Origin of the sequence: Pelagerythrobacter rhizovicinus (genome assembly GCF_004135625.1) — a bacterium.
Classification (GTDB): Bacteria; Pseudomonadota; Alphaproteobacteria; order Sphingomonadales; family Sphingomonadaceae; genus Pelagerythrobacter; species Pelagerythrobacter rhizovicinus.
The window spans coordinates 711,901-726,958 of record NZ_SDPV01000002.1; the positions used below are offsets into that span (position 1 = coordinate 711,901).

Here is a 15,058-nt window from a genome sequence, read left to right on the forward strand (position 1 = left end):
CGAATCGCTATGAGGCTGCCGATATGTTGTATCGTCATCTCATCGCGGCTCGGCCGCTCATCCTTCCGCTCGGCCTGGCGCTCTGCGTCGCCGCCGCACCCGCTCACGCCCAGGACAGCGACGATCGCGCGCAGGAGACGCGCGATGCGCAGGGATCGGACGATTTCCACGACCGGCGCATCGCACCGACGGGCGAGATCGTGGTCACGGCCGCCGGGCTCCAGCAGCTCGACGTGCTCGCAGGCACGACGGTGGTCGAGGGCGTGGAACTGCAGCGCAACCTCGACGGGCAGATCGGGGAAGTTCTCACCAAGGTTCCGGGGGTCTCGGCGACGAGCTTTTCCCCCGGCGCCTCGCGCCCGGTGCTGCGCGGCTTCTCGGGCGAGCGGGTCAAGGTCCTGATCGACGGGATCGGTGCGATCGACGTGTCCAACACCTCGGCCGACCACGCGACCTCGATCGACCCCCTGACGGCGGAGCGGATCGAGGTCCTGCGCGGGCCCGCGGTGCTGCTCTACGGCAGTCAGGCGATCGGCGGCGCGGTCAACGTGATCGACAAACGCATTCCGCTGCGCCGACTGAACGAGCCCTTCCACATCGACGCGCTCGCGGGAGTCGATACCGCGTCCGACCTGCGCCAGGGCGGCGCTTCGCTCGACGTGCCGCTCGGCGACCGCTTCGTGGTCCATATCGACGGCTCCTACCGTAAGACCGACGATCTCGAGATCGCCGGCTACGCCGCCGCGCCCGGCCTGCGCGCGGACCTGCTCCACGACGCGGAGCACGAGGAGGAAGAAGGCCATCTCGACGAGGCCGAGGAGCTGCGCGAGCTGGCCAACCAGCGCGGCGTGCTGCCGAACAGCGGAACCGAGACCTGGAGCGTCAACACCGGCTTCGCTTTCTTCGAAGGCGACAGCAACCTCGGCGCGTCGGTCGGCTGGTACGACACGACCTATGGCGTGCCGATGCGCCCGGGCACCAGCCACCATCACGGTGAGGAAGAGCACGATCACGACGAGGATCACGGGCACGAGGAAGGCGAGGAACATGAGCATGGCGACGAACTCGTCACCATCGGCCTTCGGCAGTTCCGCGCCGACATGCGCGGGCGGCTCGCGCTCGGCGACGGGTTCTTCTCTGCGTTGAACACCCGCGTCGGGTTCAGCGACTACACGCACACCGAGTTCGAGGGTGATGCGGTCGGCACCGTGTTCGACGTGCAAGGGATCGAGGCGCGCGCGGAGCTGGAGCAGAACGACCGCGGCGGCTGGGGCGGTTCGACCGGCGTGCAGTACTACTTCCGCGATTTCGACGCCTACGGGGCGGAGGCTTACGTGCCGAAGAACCACACCGACCAGTTCGCCGTGTTCACCCTGCAGGAAATCGCGCTCGATCCGCTCCAGCTCGAGCTGGCGGGGCGCTACGAGGCGACCGATGTCGAATCGCAGGTGCTTGGTTTCCAGCGCTCGTTCGACACGTTCTCGGGCGCGCTCGGCCTGGTCTACGAGACCGATGGAGGCTTGCGCTTCGGCCTGACCGGCAGCCGCGCGGAACGTGCGCCGAGCGCCGAGGAGCTGCTGTCGAACGGCCCGCACATCGCGACCCAGGCGTTCGAGATCGGCGACCCGGACCTCGAAGTCGAAGGCGCCTGGGGCGTCGAGGCCTTCGCACGCGGCCCGATCGGCGATGGCACGATCAGCGTCGCTGTGTTCAACAACTGGTTCGACAACTACATCTACCTCGCCGAAACAGGTTTCGAGGAAGACGGGCTGCCGGTGTTCGAATACCTGCAGGGCGACGCACGATATTTCGGGGTCGAGGGCGAGGTGACTTATCCGGTCTACGAGACCGACGGCTTCACCCTGCTCGCGGACGTGCGCGGCGACTATATCCGCGCCGAGCTGAGCGACGGCACGCCGCTGCCGCGCATCCCGCCGCTGCGGCTGCTCGGCGCGCTGGAGGCGCAGACCGGGCCGTTGGACGCGCGGGTGGAAGCGCAGTGGTTCGACAAGCAGGATCGCATCGCGCCGTTCGAGACCGAGACCGACAGCTTCACCCACGTCAACGCCTCGCTCGCGTGGAAGCCGATGCGCGGCAACGACAATCTGACGGTCCTTCTCCAGGCGGACAACATCTTCGACGCCGAAGGGCGCCGCCATGCGAGCTTCACGAAGGATTTCGTGCCGCTCGCCGGGCGCAACTTCAAGCTGAGCGTGCGGACGAGCTTCTGAGGACAGCCACCCGCACGTCGTCGGTCAGTCGGCGGCGGTGTGGGTGGCCAACCCCTCGGCCTTGCCTTCGGCATGCGCGGCGCGCAGCTCGGCTTTGCGCGTGCGGTTGCGCTCGCGCATGTAGTCGAAGCTGCCGCGCATCTGGCCATAGGCGAAGACGAGCAGCAAGCCGCCGGCGATGGCGAGGTTCTTGAGCGCGGCGGTGAGCTGGGTCTGATCGCCGAACTCGTTGTGGAAGAAGAACGCCGTGAGCAGCGTGAAACCCGCCAGCAGGATCGCGGCGATCCGCGTCATCAGCCCGATCGCGAGCATCAGCCCCAGGACCAGTTCGAACACGCCGGTCGGCAGGGCCAGGCTGCCCGGCAGCGTGGTCACGCTTTCGATGTACTCGGCCGTGCCTGCCGGATCGACGATCTTCCCGATCCCGGACAGGATGAAAATGACGGCCAGCATGATGCGCCCGATGATGGCTGCGACGATGGACATGGGTTCCTCTCCTCTTCCCCGTGATTTCCCGCCGAGCAAACGCTCGGGAAGGGAAAATGGTCATCGCACCGCGTGCCCGCGGCCGCGTCAATCCTCAGGCGCGAAGGCGATTGCGGCATGCTCCTCGAGCCGCTTCACCAGCGCTTCGCCCAGGAAGTAGCCGGGCGTGCCCACGCCGCCCGGCACCTCGCTGCCCAGCAGCGCCATGCCCGTTTCCCCGAGCATGCGGCTGGTCGAGCCGTAGCCCGGATCGTATCTGCCCTTCACGCCGAAGTGGAGCCGCTCGCCGTCCGGCATCTCGCCGATGAACAGCACGTCGTAGAAGCCGTTCTCGCGCTCTTCCCGGCTCGGGCCCTCGCCCGGCTTCGGGGGCTTGGCGCCGAACGGGTTCTTGAGCATGTCGGCAACCGCGTTCGCGGCGGCCTGGCCCGCCTCGCCCGGGCTCGTCAGCATCATCTCGTCGTAGCGGAAGTCCTCGCCATAGGGGAACCCGGCGAGGAAGTTCGTACGGTGGACGTTCTTGGTGTTGATCGTCGCCATGATGAACGGCGCGGCCCATTTTCCGAGGTCGTCCTCGTAATGCGGCACCAGGCCCATCGGCTGGTCCGGACCTTCGAAACCCGGCGTCAACCCGAACGGGCTCTGTAGAATAGGAACGAGCCGCGGGTTCTTCGCCACTGCCTTCACCGTGGCGGAGAGGCTGGCGGCGGTGCCGCCCGAGAAGGTCCCCTTCATCGCCCGCACGCGGCCGCGCACGCGCGGGGCGGGCCTGCCGAAGCGCTTCACCGCCTCCTTCTGCAGCATCAGCACGCCGAGATCGAAGGGGATCGAATCGAACCCACTGGAGAAGCAGATGCGCGCGCCGCTCGCCTTCGCCGCCTCGTGATGCAGGTCGATCTGCTCGCGCATCCAGCCGGGTTCGCCGCACAAGTCGGCATAGTCGGTGCCGGTGCGGACGCAGGCGGCGACCAGCGCATCGCCGTAGAGCTGGTAGGGCCCGACCGTGGTCAGGACCACACGCGTGCGGCGGCACATGGCCTCGAGACTCGCCGGATCGTCCGCGTCGGCGACAATCAGCGGCGTGTCGGCCGGCGCGGCGATCGCGGCGCGCACATCCTGCAGCTTGGTCAGGCTGCGGCCGGCCATGGCCCATTTCGGCGCATCCGGCCTGCCGCCGTATTCGCGGACGAAGTGCTCGGCGACGAGCCGCCCGGTGTAGCCGGTCGCCCCATAGACGACGATGTCGAATTCCCTGTCGGCCATTCACGCTCTCCAGCCGTCGTTCCAGCGGGAGCAGGATGCGCCATTTCGGCAAGCGACGCCAGTACCCGCTGGCAGGCGCTCTAAAGCCGCGGCAGCGTCACCCCGAGCTGACCCATATATTTGCCCGCCCGGTCCTTGTAGCTCGTCTCGCAGCGCTCGTTGCCCTGGAGGAAGAGGAACTGGCAGGCGCCTTCGTTGGCGTAGATCTTCGCCGGCAGCGGTGTGGTGTTGGAGAACTCCAGCGTCACGTGGCCTTCCCAGCCCGGCTCCAGCGGGGTGACGTTCACTATGATCCCGCAGCGCGCATAGGTGCTCTTGCCGAGGCAGATGACCAGCACGTCCTCGGGGACGCGGAAGTATTCGACCGTCCGAGCGAGTGCGAAGGAGTTGGGCGGGATCACGCAGACGTCCGTCTTGCGGTCAACGAAGGAGTTGGCGGCGAAATCCTTCGGGTCGACCACCGCGCTGTCGACGTTGGTGAAGATCTTGAACTCATCCGCCACGCGCGCGTCGTAGCCGTAGCTCGACAAGCCGTAGGAGATGCAGCCTTCGCGCCGCTGCGCTTCGACGAAAGGCTCGATCATGCCTTTCTCGGTCGCCTGTTGCCGGATCCACCGGTCGGAGAGAATCGCCATGCGCCGGTGATTCCCGAGCGAAGCGGAGGGGGCAAGTATCGCGCGCAGCTTATCCCCTCCCGTTCACCGGAGGGCGGTAGCTAGATCGGCTCGGCGCCGAGCCGCGGGTTCAGCAGGGTGATGTGATTGAGCCACTTCTTCGGCCGGCGCAGCATGTCTTGGGGGTATTCCACCCGCAGCCCGGCGATCCGCGCCATGGCGCCGACGAAGTGGATGCAGTTGCGCTTGTCGAGGTCGTAGTACTTGCCCGGCGCATCGCGCCACTTCGCCACTTCGGCGCGCACCTGCCAGTATTGCGCGTCGGTGAGCGTCACCGTGAAATGGCGATTGGTCTCGCGGATGTACTTGTCTTCCTCGGCCTCCACCGCGTGCTCCACCGGCTCGTTCAGGAGACGGGTCGAGATCGTTTTCGCAGTAAAGCCGTAGTTCTCGTCGATCGGCTGGCCGGTCTTGTCGAGCGTTCCTTCCAGCACGACGAAGGCGTGTGGAAAGCGGCCGAACAAGACCGAGCCGTTGAAGCTGTGGAAGCTCATCCGGACCTCCGCGGCCGCTCCGACCGACCAGGCAAGCGCGACGAGCGAAAGGATCAGGGCAGCGAAGCGGCGCATCGCGCTCGCTCTAGCAAACGGGCGCGATGCGCTGCAACACAGTGCCTCCGCTCAGCTTGCCAGCAAGCTGGCGTTGCCGCCTGCTGCGGTGGTGTCGATGCAGACAACGCGCTCGGTTGCGAAGCGCGCGACGTAGTGCGGCCCGCCCGCCTTGGGTCCGGTGCCGGACATGCCCTCGCCGCCGAACGGCTGGCTTTCGACCACCGCGCCGATCTGGTTGCGGTTGACGTAGAAGTTGCCGACCCGCGCGCGCGCCTCGACGAACCGGCGGGTGGCCTCGATCCGGCTGTGAAGGCCCAGGGTGAGACCGTAGCCGGTCGCATTGATGTCCTCGATCACGCGTCCGAGCTCGCTCGCCTTGAAGCGCACCACGTGCAGGATCGGGCCGAAGTTCTCGCGCCGCAGGTCGAGGATCGAATCGATCTCGATGATCGTCGGCGCGACGAAGCATCCGGCGGCCGTGTTGCGAGGCATCTTGCGGCGCCAGACCATGCGGCCGTGCTTCTTGCGCCGGGCGACATGGCGCTCGAGCGCGGCCTTGGCGTCGGGATCGATCACCGGTCCGACGTCGGTCGGCAGCTCTTCCGGATCGCCAATCGTCAGCGCTTCGAACGCGCCCTTGATCATCGTCAGCGTCTCGTCGGCAATGTCTTCCTGCAGGTAGAGCACGCGCAGCGCGCTGCAGCGTTGGCCGGCGCTCTGAAAGGCGCTGTTGACGACGTCGCGCGTCACTTGTTCGGGCAGCGCCGAGCTGTCGACGATCATCGCGTTCTGCCCGCCGGTCTCGGCGATAAACGTCGCGATCGGGCCTTCGCGCGCGGCGAGCGTGCGGTTGATCGCCTGCGCGGTCTGGGTCGAGCCGGTGAAGGCGACGCCCGCGAGGCGCGGGTCGGAGGTGATGAGCTGGCCCACCTCGCCCGCACCGGGGAGGAGCTGGAACACGTCTTCGGGAATGCCCGCTTCGTGGCACAGCTTGACCGCCAGGGCGGCGATCAGCGGCGTCTGCTCGGCCGGCTTGGCGATCACCGCGTTGCCCGCGGCGAGCGCCGCGGCGGCCGGGCCGATGAAGATCGCGAGCGGGAAGTTCCACGGGCTGATGGTCGCGAACACGCCGCGCCCGTGTAGGCTCAGCCGGTTCTCCTCGCCCGTCGGGCCGGGCAGGGGGATTGGGCCGGAGAACAGCCGCCGCGCCTCGTTGGCGTAGTAGCGGAGGAAGTCGACCCCCTCGCGCAGTTCGAGAATGGCGTCCATCAGCGTCTTGCCGGCCTCGCGCTGGCAGAGGCTGATGATCTCGTTGGTATGCGCTTCGAACCTGTCGGCCGCGGCTTCGAGCAGCAGCGCGCGCTTCTCGCCGCCGAGCGAATCCCAGCCGGGCTGGATCGCCATCGCGCGGGTGATCGCGACGTCGATTTCCTCGGGCAGCGCATCGCGCCGCGTGCCAACCTCGTGGGTAAGATCCTGCGGCTGGGTGATCGGCGCGACTTCGCCCTGCTCGGGCGAGCGGAACGTCGGCTCGGCATGCCAGCGGCGCGTGTCGAGCACCGCCAGTCGTTCGAGCAGCGGCTCGCGCACCAAGGGATCCGAGATATCGATCCCGGCGCTGTTGCGGCGGCCGGGGAAGATGTCGGCGGGCAGCGGGATTGCGGGATTGCGGCGAGGTTCGGTTGCGGCGAGTTCGGCGACCGGGTCGCCGGTCAGCTCCGTCACCGGCACTTCGGCGTCGGCCATGCGGTTGACGAAGCTGGAGTTCGCCCCGTTCTCGAGCAGGCGGCGCACGAGGTACGCGAGAAGGTCCTTGTGGGTACCGACGGGCGCATAGATGCGCACCGGGGTCTTGCGATTGCCCTCCACCGCAGCGAGTTCGGCATAGACTTCCTCGCCCATGCCATGCAGCCGCTGGAACTCGTATTCGCCTTCGCCTTTGGCGGCGAGCGCCTTGACCGCGCCGATCGTATAGGCGTTGTGCGTCGCGAATGCCGGATAGAGCACATCGCGCGCCTCGAGCAGCTTCGCCGCGCAGGCGAGGTAGGACACGTCGGTCGCGACCTTCCGCGTGAAGACCGGGAAATCCTTGAACCCGCCGACCTGGCTCAGCTTGATTTCGGTGTCCCAGTAGGCACCCTTGACCAGCCGCACCATCAGCCGCCGGCCATGGCGACGGGCGAGCTTGGCGGTCCAGTCGCACAGCGGCACGCCGCGCTTCTGGTAGGCCTGGATCGCCAGGCCGAAGCCTTCCCACGCGCTGCCGTCGCGCCGCGTGAACAGCGCGTCATCGGCCACCAGCGCCTCGAAGATGTCGAGCGAGAGCTCGAGCCGCTCGGCCTCCTCGGCATCGATCGTGAAGTGCATGTTGGCGTCGCGCGCCTTGATCGCGAGATCCCGGAGCATCGGCACCAGCGCTTTTGCCGCCGCTTCGCCGTGAAAGTAATCGTACTTCGGATAGAGCGCGGAGAGTTTGACCGAGATCCCGGGAGAGGTGGCGATCGTGCCGTCGGTTTCGCGCGCCAGTCGCTCGATCGCGCGCTCGTAGGCCCCGCGATAGCGTTCGGCGTCGGGGAAGGTCATCGCCGCCTCGCCGAGCATGTCGAAGCTGTGCGTCAGCCCCTTGGCGCGCTCGGGTGCCGCGCGCTTGAGCGCCTCCTCGATCGTGCGGCCGAAAACGAACTGTCCACCGAGGATGCGCATGGCCTGCAGCGTGGCCTTGCGGATCACCGGTTCGCCCAGGCGGCCGATGGCCCGCTTCACAGTCGCGCCCATGCCCTTCTGATGTTCCTCGGGCCGTTCGAGCACCTCGCCCGTCAGCATCAGCGAGAAAGTCGCGGCGTTGACGAAAGTAGAGCTCGACTCGCCCAGATGCTCCGACCAGTCGATCTCGCCGATCTTGTCGCGGATCAGCGCGTCGGCGGTGGCGTTGTCGGGCACGCGCAGCAGCGCTTCGGCAAGGCACATCAGCGCGATGCCTTCCTCGGTCGCAAGGCCGAACTGCTGGAGGAAGGCGTCGATCCCGCTCGCCTTGCGTCCGCGCGCGCCCTCGATCAGCCGCCCTGCAAGTGTCGCGGCCTCGCCGTGGAGCGCGCTCGCAGGCGCAGCCTGCCGCAGCCGCTCGGCAATGCACGCGCCCTCCTCCTGCCGGTAGGCGACGCGAATGGCGGTGCGATCGAGCGGGGCGGAAACGGGCATTGTTGTGCGACTCGGCTGAAAGGGAAGGGGTTCGAGCGCCCCTTGGACGCGGCGCCCGCGGCAATCAAGCGAAGTCGCTTCAGCGCGCCGCCGCCACGATTTCAGGGGCTTGTGCCGTCATATGTAGGCCGAGTTTGCTGCGCCGCCAGAGCAGGTCGTCCGCCGTATGCGCAAACTCTTCGCGGTGCAGATAGTCGGCTTCCGCTTCGGTCATCCCGCCGCCGAGGTCGCGCCCCAGATCGGCGAGCGATTGCGCGCGCCCGATCACCCGCTCGATCCGCGTTCCATAAGCGCGGGCGAAGCGCAGCGCGGTTTCTTCGGGGAGCCACGGCCAGATCGCGCGAACCTCCGCCACGAACGCGTCGAAGCCGTGCTCGAAGTCGCCGCCGGGCAGCACGGCATCGGCAGTCCACGGCGCCTCGGGCACGGCGAAATGTTCGCCCAGCCGCTCCAGTGCGTGCTCCGCAAGCTTGCGGTAGGTGGTGATCTTGCCGCCGTAGACGCTGAGCAGCGGCGGCGCGCCGCCCGTCTCACCGTCAGGCGCGTCGATCGCAAAGACATAGTCGCGCGTCACGGTGGCGTTGCTCGCGGCATTGTCTTCGTAGAGCGGGCGGATTCCGGCGTAAGTCGAGACGACGTCGGCGGCCTCGACCGGCTCGCGAAAATACTCGCTCGCCACCGCGCAGAGGTAGTCGCGCTCTTCCTCCGAAATCGTCACCGCATCGGGGTCGCCTTCGAACAGTTGGTCGGTCGTGCCGATCAGCGTGAAGTCGCGCTCGTAGGGAATGGCGAAGACGATCCGCCCGTCGCCGTTCTGGAAGATATAGGCGTGGGGCCCCTCGAACATGCGGCGGATCACGATATGGCTGCCCTTGACCAGCCGCAGGTGGGCCTCCGCCCGGCCGCCGGTCGCCATCGCGGCGACGCTGTCCACCCAGGGGCCAGCGGCGTTCACCACCGCCCGCGCCCTCACCGTCTTGCCGGCACCGCCGGCGCGCAGCGTCGCGCGCCAGTGCTCGCCGACACGTTTGAGGGCGATGCATTCGGTGCGGGTCATCACTTCCGCCCCGCGCTCGCGCGCGTCGACGGCGTTCAGCACCACCAACCGCGCATCGTCGACCCAGCAGTCGGAATATTCGAACCCGCGCCGGAACCGGTCCTGCAGGATCGCCTCGTGCGGCGGCTTGCGCAGGTCTATCCCGCGACTGCCCGGCAGGGTTCGCCGCCCGCCGATATGGTCGTAGAGAAACAGTCCGAGCCGCAACATCCACTTGGGCCGCAGCCCTCTGTCGTGCGGCAGGACGAAGCGCATCGGGCGCACGAGGTGTGGAGCGATTTTGAGCAGGACCTCGCGTTCGTGCAGCGCCTCGCGCACGAGACGGAACTCGTAGTGTTCGAGATACCGCAGGCCCCCGTGGACCAGCTTGGTGCTGGCCGATGAGGTGTGGCTGGCGAGATCGTCCTTCTCGACCAGCGCGACTTTCATCCCCCGCCCGGCGGCGTCGCGTGCGATCCCGGCGCCGTTGATGCCGCCGCCGATAACGAGAAGGTCGAACATGCGCTGCGGCCCTATCGGCCCGGGCCGCAGGAGGCGAGCGATTTGCGCCACGTTGTTTGCCTGGCGCTGCCGGGCCGCTATGGCGCTGCCGACGCAGACTTGGGGAGCGCAGAGGATGGCAGGCCGCTATTTCGACGAATGGCAGGTGGGCGACCGGATCGAGCACGAGATCCGCCGCACGGTCACCGAGACCGACAACCTGCTGTTCACGACCATGACCCACAATCCGCAGCCGCTCCACCTCGATGCCGAGGCGGCGCGGGCATCGGAATTCGGCCAGATACTCGTCAACGGCACTTTCACCTTCGCGCTGATGGTGGGGGTAAGCGTGGGAGAGACCACACTGGGCACGCTCGTCGCCAATCTCGGCTACGACAAGGTCGCGATGCCGAAGCCCGTCGCGATCGGCGACACGCTGCGGGCGACCAGCGAGGTCACCGCCCTGCGCGAATCGAAATCGCGGCCCGACGCGGGGATCGTCACCTTCACTCACGAGATGCTCAACCAGCGCGGCGAGGTCGTCTGCCGCTGCGAGCGCACCGCCCTTCTGAAGAGGAAGCCCGGCTGATGACGGCGGGAGCCGAACGGCGGCCCGCCCGTTCCTGCCAAGGATTATGACGCAGGAACCGCACAGCATCGAGGAAGTGCTCGAAGGGATCGAGGATCTCGGCGAGCACCAGGAGGAAGTCTGCGTCGGCGACGCGCTCGACGAGTTCGGGCGGCGCAGCTTCGGCCCGATCCTGCTGCTCCTGCCGTTGATCGAGCTCTCGCCGATCGGCGGGATTCCCGGGGTACCGAGCCTGCTCGCACTGTCGATCGCGCTTATCGCAGGTCAGCTTCTGCTCGGGCGCGATCATGTTTGGCTGCCGCCTTTCGTCGAGCGCCGCGCAGTCAACGGCGACCGGCTCGCGCGCGCGGCGCATCACCTGGACGGCGTCGCAGCGGCGATGGACCGCTGGTTCAGGGGCAGGCTCAAATGGCTTACGAAAGGGCTCTGGCCCCGCGCTGCCGCTGCGGTGATCCTCTTCCTGTGCTGCATGGTCCCGCCGCTCGAGCTCCTGCCTTTCGCCAGTTCCGCACCCATGATCGCGATAGCGGCCTTCGGGCTGGCGCTGATGGTGCGCGACGGGTTGCTGATGCTGATCGCGTTCACGCTCTCGCTCGGCGCGGTGGGCCTCGTGATCGCGCTCGTCGTCTCGGGCGGCCTCAGCGGTTGACCTCCTCCGGCGCTTGACGGCGTGTCCCGCTGTGCCATTGTGCCGGCGGGCCGCAGAACGACGCATATCCGGGGGGAGGATGCGATGGCGGGATCGAAGACGGCAGCGACGGGCCTGGCACTGGCGGCGTCGCTGGCGCTGGCCGGGTGCGGCGGCGCCGAACGCGAAGCGCAGCGCGCGGCAGACGCCGAAGCGGCGGTCGAGATCGCGGAGTACCCGCAACAGGTCCTGTGGGGCGACACCCATCTGCACACCGACAATTCGATTGACGCCTTCGGTTTCGGCACGCGGCTGGGGCCGGAACAAGCGCTCAAGTTCGCGCGCGGGGATGAGGTGACCTCGAGCACCGGCGTCAAGGCGAAGCTGTCGCGCCCGCTCGACTTCCTTGTCATCGCCGATCATTCGGACGGGCTCGGCGCCATGCGGCGGCTCTACGACGCGCCGCGCCTGCTGATCCGCGACCCGACGCTGCGCCGCTGGCACGACATGATGCACGAGAGCCCCGAGCAGTCGCAGCGTGCCGTCGCCGAGCTGATCGACGCCGCGGCGACCGACTCGCTGCCCGAAGCGTTCCGCGATCCTGAAGGCCGCGAGGAGAACATGCGCGAGATCTGGGACGCGCACCTGCGGCTGATCGACCGCTACTACGGGCCGGGCGAGTTCACCCCGCTCGCCGGCTTCGAGTACACGCTGATGCCGGGCGGCAACAATCTGCACCGCGTGGTCATGTTCCGCGACGGCTATGCGCGCACCAGTCAGATACTGCCCTATCCGGGGCTGCAGGGGCCGGTCGACGACTTGTGGGACTACATGGATGCTTACGAGGAGGCGACCGGCGGCAGGACGCTCGCCATTCCGCACAACTCCAATCTCTCGAACGGGCTGATGTTCGAGCTGACCGATTCGCAGGGCGGGCCGATGAGCGCCGACTACGCGCGCCGCCGCGCGATGCGCGAGCCGGTGGTCGAGGCGACCCAGATCAAGGGCGACAGCGAATCCCACCCGTTCCTCTCGCCCAATGACGAGTTCGCCAGCTTTGGCGATGCCGGGTGGGAACTCGGCAACCTGCCACTGACCGAACGCAAGGCCGACACCATGCTGGCGGGCGAGTACTTGCGCGAGGCGCTCAAGCGCGGCCTCTCGATCGAGCAGCGCACGGGGGTGAACCCCTATGCCTTCGGGATGATCGGCTCGACCGACAGCCACACCTCGCTCGCGACAGGGGACGAGGACAACTTTTTCGGCAAGCACACCGGCAACGAACCGGCGATCGAGGGCCGCGCGCTGGAGCCGCAGGACCTCGGCACCGAAGTCGGCCGGTTCGGCTGGCACTACATGGCCGGCGGCTATGCGGCGGTCTGGGCGCGGGCGAACACGCGGGCCGAAATCTTCGACGCAATGATGCGGCGCGAGGTCTATGCCACCACCGGCCCGCGCATGACGGTGCGCCTGTTCGGCGGGTTCGACTTCACGGAGGAGGACTGGCGCGGCGACTGGGTCCGCGCCGGCTATACCCGCGGCGTACCGATGGGCGGCAAGCTGGTCGACGAAGGCAAGGCGCCGACGTTCCTGATCTCCGCGCTCAAGGACCCGGAAGGCGCACACCTCGACCGGGTGCAGATCGTCAAGGGCTGGATCACCGCCGACGGCGTGCTGCACGAGAAAGTCCACGACGTCGTCTGGTCCGACATGGACGAGCGGCCGATGGCGGGCGGGAAGGTGCCCGCGGTCGGCGATACGGTCGACCGCGAGACGGCGACCTACGCCAACACGATCGGCGCGCCCGAACTGCGCGCGGTCTGGACCGATTCCGATTATCGCGAGGGCGAGAGCGCGTTCTACTACGTCCGCGTGCTGGCGATCCCGACACCGCGTTGGACGCTTTACGATGCGGTGCGGTTCGGAATCGAGCTGCCGCCCGATGCGATGGCCGACGCGGTGGCGCAGGAACGCGCCTATACCTCGCCGATCTGGCTCGGCCCGGACAGCCCTGCGCCTCGCACAGAGCAAAGCGCCGAGCGGCAGGCCGGCTGGTTCGCGCGCGCGTGGCTTCGTGGATGATCGTGCCGCGCTGGACCCGCGAGCCGATGGTGCACTTCCTCGCCGCCGGGGCGGTGCTCTTCGCGCTGTTCGCCTGGCAGGGCGAACCCGCCGATCCGGCGAGCCGCACGATCGACGTCAGCCTGGAGGACCGCGCCCGGCTGGCGCTGCAGTACGAGCGGACGATGAAGCGCCCGCCGACCGACGCCGAGCTCGATACGCTGACCGAGCAATACGTGCGTGAGGAGGTGCTGTACCGCGAGGCGCTGCGGCTCGGGCTCGACCGCGACGATGCCGTCGTGCGCAAACGCATGGCGAACAAGATGGACTTCCTCGCGCAGAGCATGGCCGAGACCGTCGAGCCCTCTGACGAGGTACTTGCGACATGGCTGGCCGATCATCCCGAGCGCTTCGCGCGCGAGGTCCGTTACGGCTTCGACCAGCGCTTCTTCGCCGAGCGCGCCGCGGCGGAGGCGGCGCTGGGCCGCTTGCGCGCGGGCGGCGCGGTGGAAGGCGAGCCGATCTCGCTCCCGCCCTCGGTCGATGGGACTGCGCGGAGCCGCGCAACCGAGCAGTTCGGCACCGCGTTCGTCGATGCGCTCGACGCGATGGAGCCGGGCGGCGGCTGGTCGGGTCCGGTCGCTTCGGGATTCGGCTGGCACGCGGTCCGTTTGCACACGCGGAAGGCCGGCGAAGTACCGCCGCTGGCGGAGATCCGCGAGCGGGTCGAGAACGACTGGCGCGCGGAAACGATCGCACGCCGCCGCGACGAGGCCTACGCCCTGCTCCGCGATGCCTACACGGTGACGATCGCGCGGTGAGAGGGCTCGCCGCCCTGCTGCTGGCGCTCTCGGCCCTGATCGCCGCCCCGGCCAGCGCCGACGAGCTGCGCCCCGGTTATCTGGAGTTCACCGAGACTGCGCCCGGCGAATGGCGCCTCGCGTGGAAGGAGCCGTTCACCGCGCCCCCGCTCGAAGCGCCGCCGCCGCCTGGCCTGCCCGCGAACTGCCGCTATCACGGCGCGATCGAGCAAGGCGTCGCCGCCCTCGCCATCGTCGGAACGGCGGAGGCGCGCTGCCAGGGCACGGTGCGTGGCGGTGCGATCGGAATGCCGGGGCTGATCGGTCAGGCCGACATGCTCGTGCGCGTCGCCCCGCTCGGCGATCCGGTCCAGGCGCTGCGTCTCACGTCGGCCGAGCCGCAGGCGGCAATTTCCGCCCGCCCCGACCGCATGCAAGTGCTCGAAAGCTACTTCGTGATCGGGGTCGAGCACATCCTGCTCGGCTGGGATCATCTGCTGTTCGTGATCGCGCTGGTCCTGCTGCTGCGCCGCTGGCGGCCGGTAGTCTTCGCGGCGACCGCCTTCACCGTCGCGCATTCGATCACGCTCGCGGGGGCCTCGCTCGGCCTGCTCGGCATGCCGCAGCGCCCGGTCGAGGCGCTGATCGCGCTCTCCATCGTGTTCCTCGCGCTTGAGATCGTGCGGCTGCGCAGGGGGGAGGAAAGCTGGACCCTGCGCTACCCGTGGGCGATCGCCTTCGCGTTCGGGCTGCTCCACGGTTTCGGCTTCGCCGGCGCGCTTGCCGCGATCGGATTGCCGGAGGGAGAAATCGCCGCAGCGCTGCTCGCCTTCAACCTCGGCGTCGAGGCCGGGCAACTGCTCGTCGTCGCGGCCCTGATGGCGCTGCTCGCCGCGCTCGACCGCCTCGCGCAACCCGTCCTGACGACAGGCTCGCGACTCGCGGCCTACAGCATCGGCATCACCGGATCGTACTGGCTGATCGACAGAGTGATCGGCTGACGCGCCGCCCTGCGGCAGACGGGCTCCCGTTATCTTGCC

General features: G+C 68.3%; 12 protein-coding genes. 6 read left to right on the plus strand and 6 right to left on the minus strand.

Annotated elements, in window-relative coordinates:
• The first annotated feature begins 23 nt into the window (after nt 1-23).
• On the plus strand, nt 24-2,231 hold the full coding sequence (locus ETX26_RS11280; RefSeq protein WP_129524774.1) for a TonB-dependent receptor: 2,208 nt from the start codon (nt 24-26) through the stop codon (nt 2,229-2,231).
• 24 nt (nt 2,232-2,255) lie between these two features.
• Here ETX26_RS11280 and ETX26_RS11285 read toward each other — a convergent pair whose 3' ends face one another.
• The 6 genes from ETX26_RS11285 to glpD form a co-directional block, all read right to left on the minus strand.
• A complete protein-coding gene (locus ETX26_RS11285) occupies nt 2,256-2,717 on the minus strand; it encodes a DoxX family protein (RefSeq protein WP_129524775.1) in 462 nt (153 codons plus the stop codon).
• A gap of 87 nt (nt 2,718-2,804) precedes the next feature.
• A complete protein-coding gene (locus tag ETX26_RS11290; RefSeq protein ID WP_129524776.1) occupies nt 2,805-3,980 on the minus strand; it encodes a saccharopine dehydrogenase family protein in 1,176 nt (391 codons plus the stop codon).
• A gap of 80 nt (nt 3,981-4,060) precedes the next feature.
• Nucleotides 4,061-4,615: a dCTP deaminase gene (gene dcd, locus ETX26_RS11295; protein ID WP_129524777.1), complete on the minus strand. Its 555-nt coding sequence runs from the start codon at nt 4,613-4,615 to the stop codon at nt 4,061-4,063.
• Nucleotides 4,616-4,695: 80 nt separating this feature from the next.
• The gene (locus ETX26_RS11300) at nt 4,696-5,223 is read right to left on the minus strand and encodes a hypothetical protein (protein ID WP_129524778.1); all 528 of its coding nucleotides are present in this window, start codon (nt 5,221-5,223) and stop codon (nt 4,696-4,698) included.
• Between the two features lie 51 nt (nt 5,224-5,274).
• Nucleotides 5,275-8,403, minus strand: coding sequence for a bifunctional proline dehydrogenase/L-glutamate gamma-semialdehyde dehydrogenase PutA (putA, locus tag ETX26_RS11305; RefSeq protein ID WP_129524779.1), 3,129 nt, complete (start codon nt 8,401-8,403; stop codon nt 5,275-5,277).
• 79 nt (nt 8,404-8,482) lie between these two features.
• A complete protein-coding gene (glpD, locus tag ETX26_RS11310) occupies nt 8,483-9,961 on the minus strand; it encodes a glycerol-3-phosphate dehydrogenase (RefSeq protein WP_129524780.1) in 1,479 nt (492 codons plus the stop codon).
• 115 nt (nt 9,962-10,076) lie between these two features.
• Here glpD and ETX26_RS11315 point away from each other — a divergent pair, with 115 nt between their 5' ends.
• From ETX26_RS11315 to ETX26_RS11335, 5 genes are all read left to right on the plus strand, one after another.
• The gene (locus ETX26_RS11315) at nt 10,077-10,529 is read left to right on the plus strand and encodes a MaoC family dehydratase (protein ID WP_129524781.1); all 453 of its coding nucleotides are present in this window, start codon (nt 10,077-10,079) and stop codon (nt 10,527-10,529) included.
• Between the two features lie 46 nt (nt 10,530-10,575).
• The gene (locus ETX26_RS11320) at nt 10,576-11,178 is read left to right on the plus strand and encodes an exopolysaccharide biosynthesis protein (protein ID WP_129524782.1); all 603 of its coding nucleotides are present in this window, start codon (nt 10,576-10,578) and stop codon (nt 11,176-11,178) included.
• An 84-nt stretch (nt 11,179-11,262) separates the two neighbouring features.
• Nucleotides 11,263-13,239 (plus strand): DUF3604 domain-containing protein, encoded by a 1,977-nt coding sequence (locus ETX26_RS11325; protein ID WP_129524783.1) that lies wholly within the window; start codon nt 11,263-11,265, stop codon nt 13,237-13,239.
• Nucleotides 13,224-14,039 (plus strand): peptidyl-prolyl cis-trans isomerase, encoded by an 816-nt coding sequence (locus ETX26_RS11330; RefSeq protein ID WP_129524784.1) that lies wholly within the window; start codon nt 13,224-13,226, stop codon nt 14,037-14,039. The genes ETX26_RS11325 and ETX26_RS11330 overlap by 16 nt, the downstream gene beginning before the upstream one ends.
• Nucleotides 14,036-15,019, plus strand: coding sequence for a HupE/UreJ family protein (locus tag ETX26_RS11335; protein ID WP_225425750.1), 984 nt, complete (start codon nt 14,036-14,038; stop codon nt 15,017-15,019). Before ETX26_RS11330 ends, ETX26_RS11335 begins: the two co-directional genes overlap by 4 nt.
• The last annotated feature ends 39 nt before the right edge of the window (nt 15,020-15,058 follow it).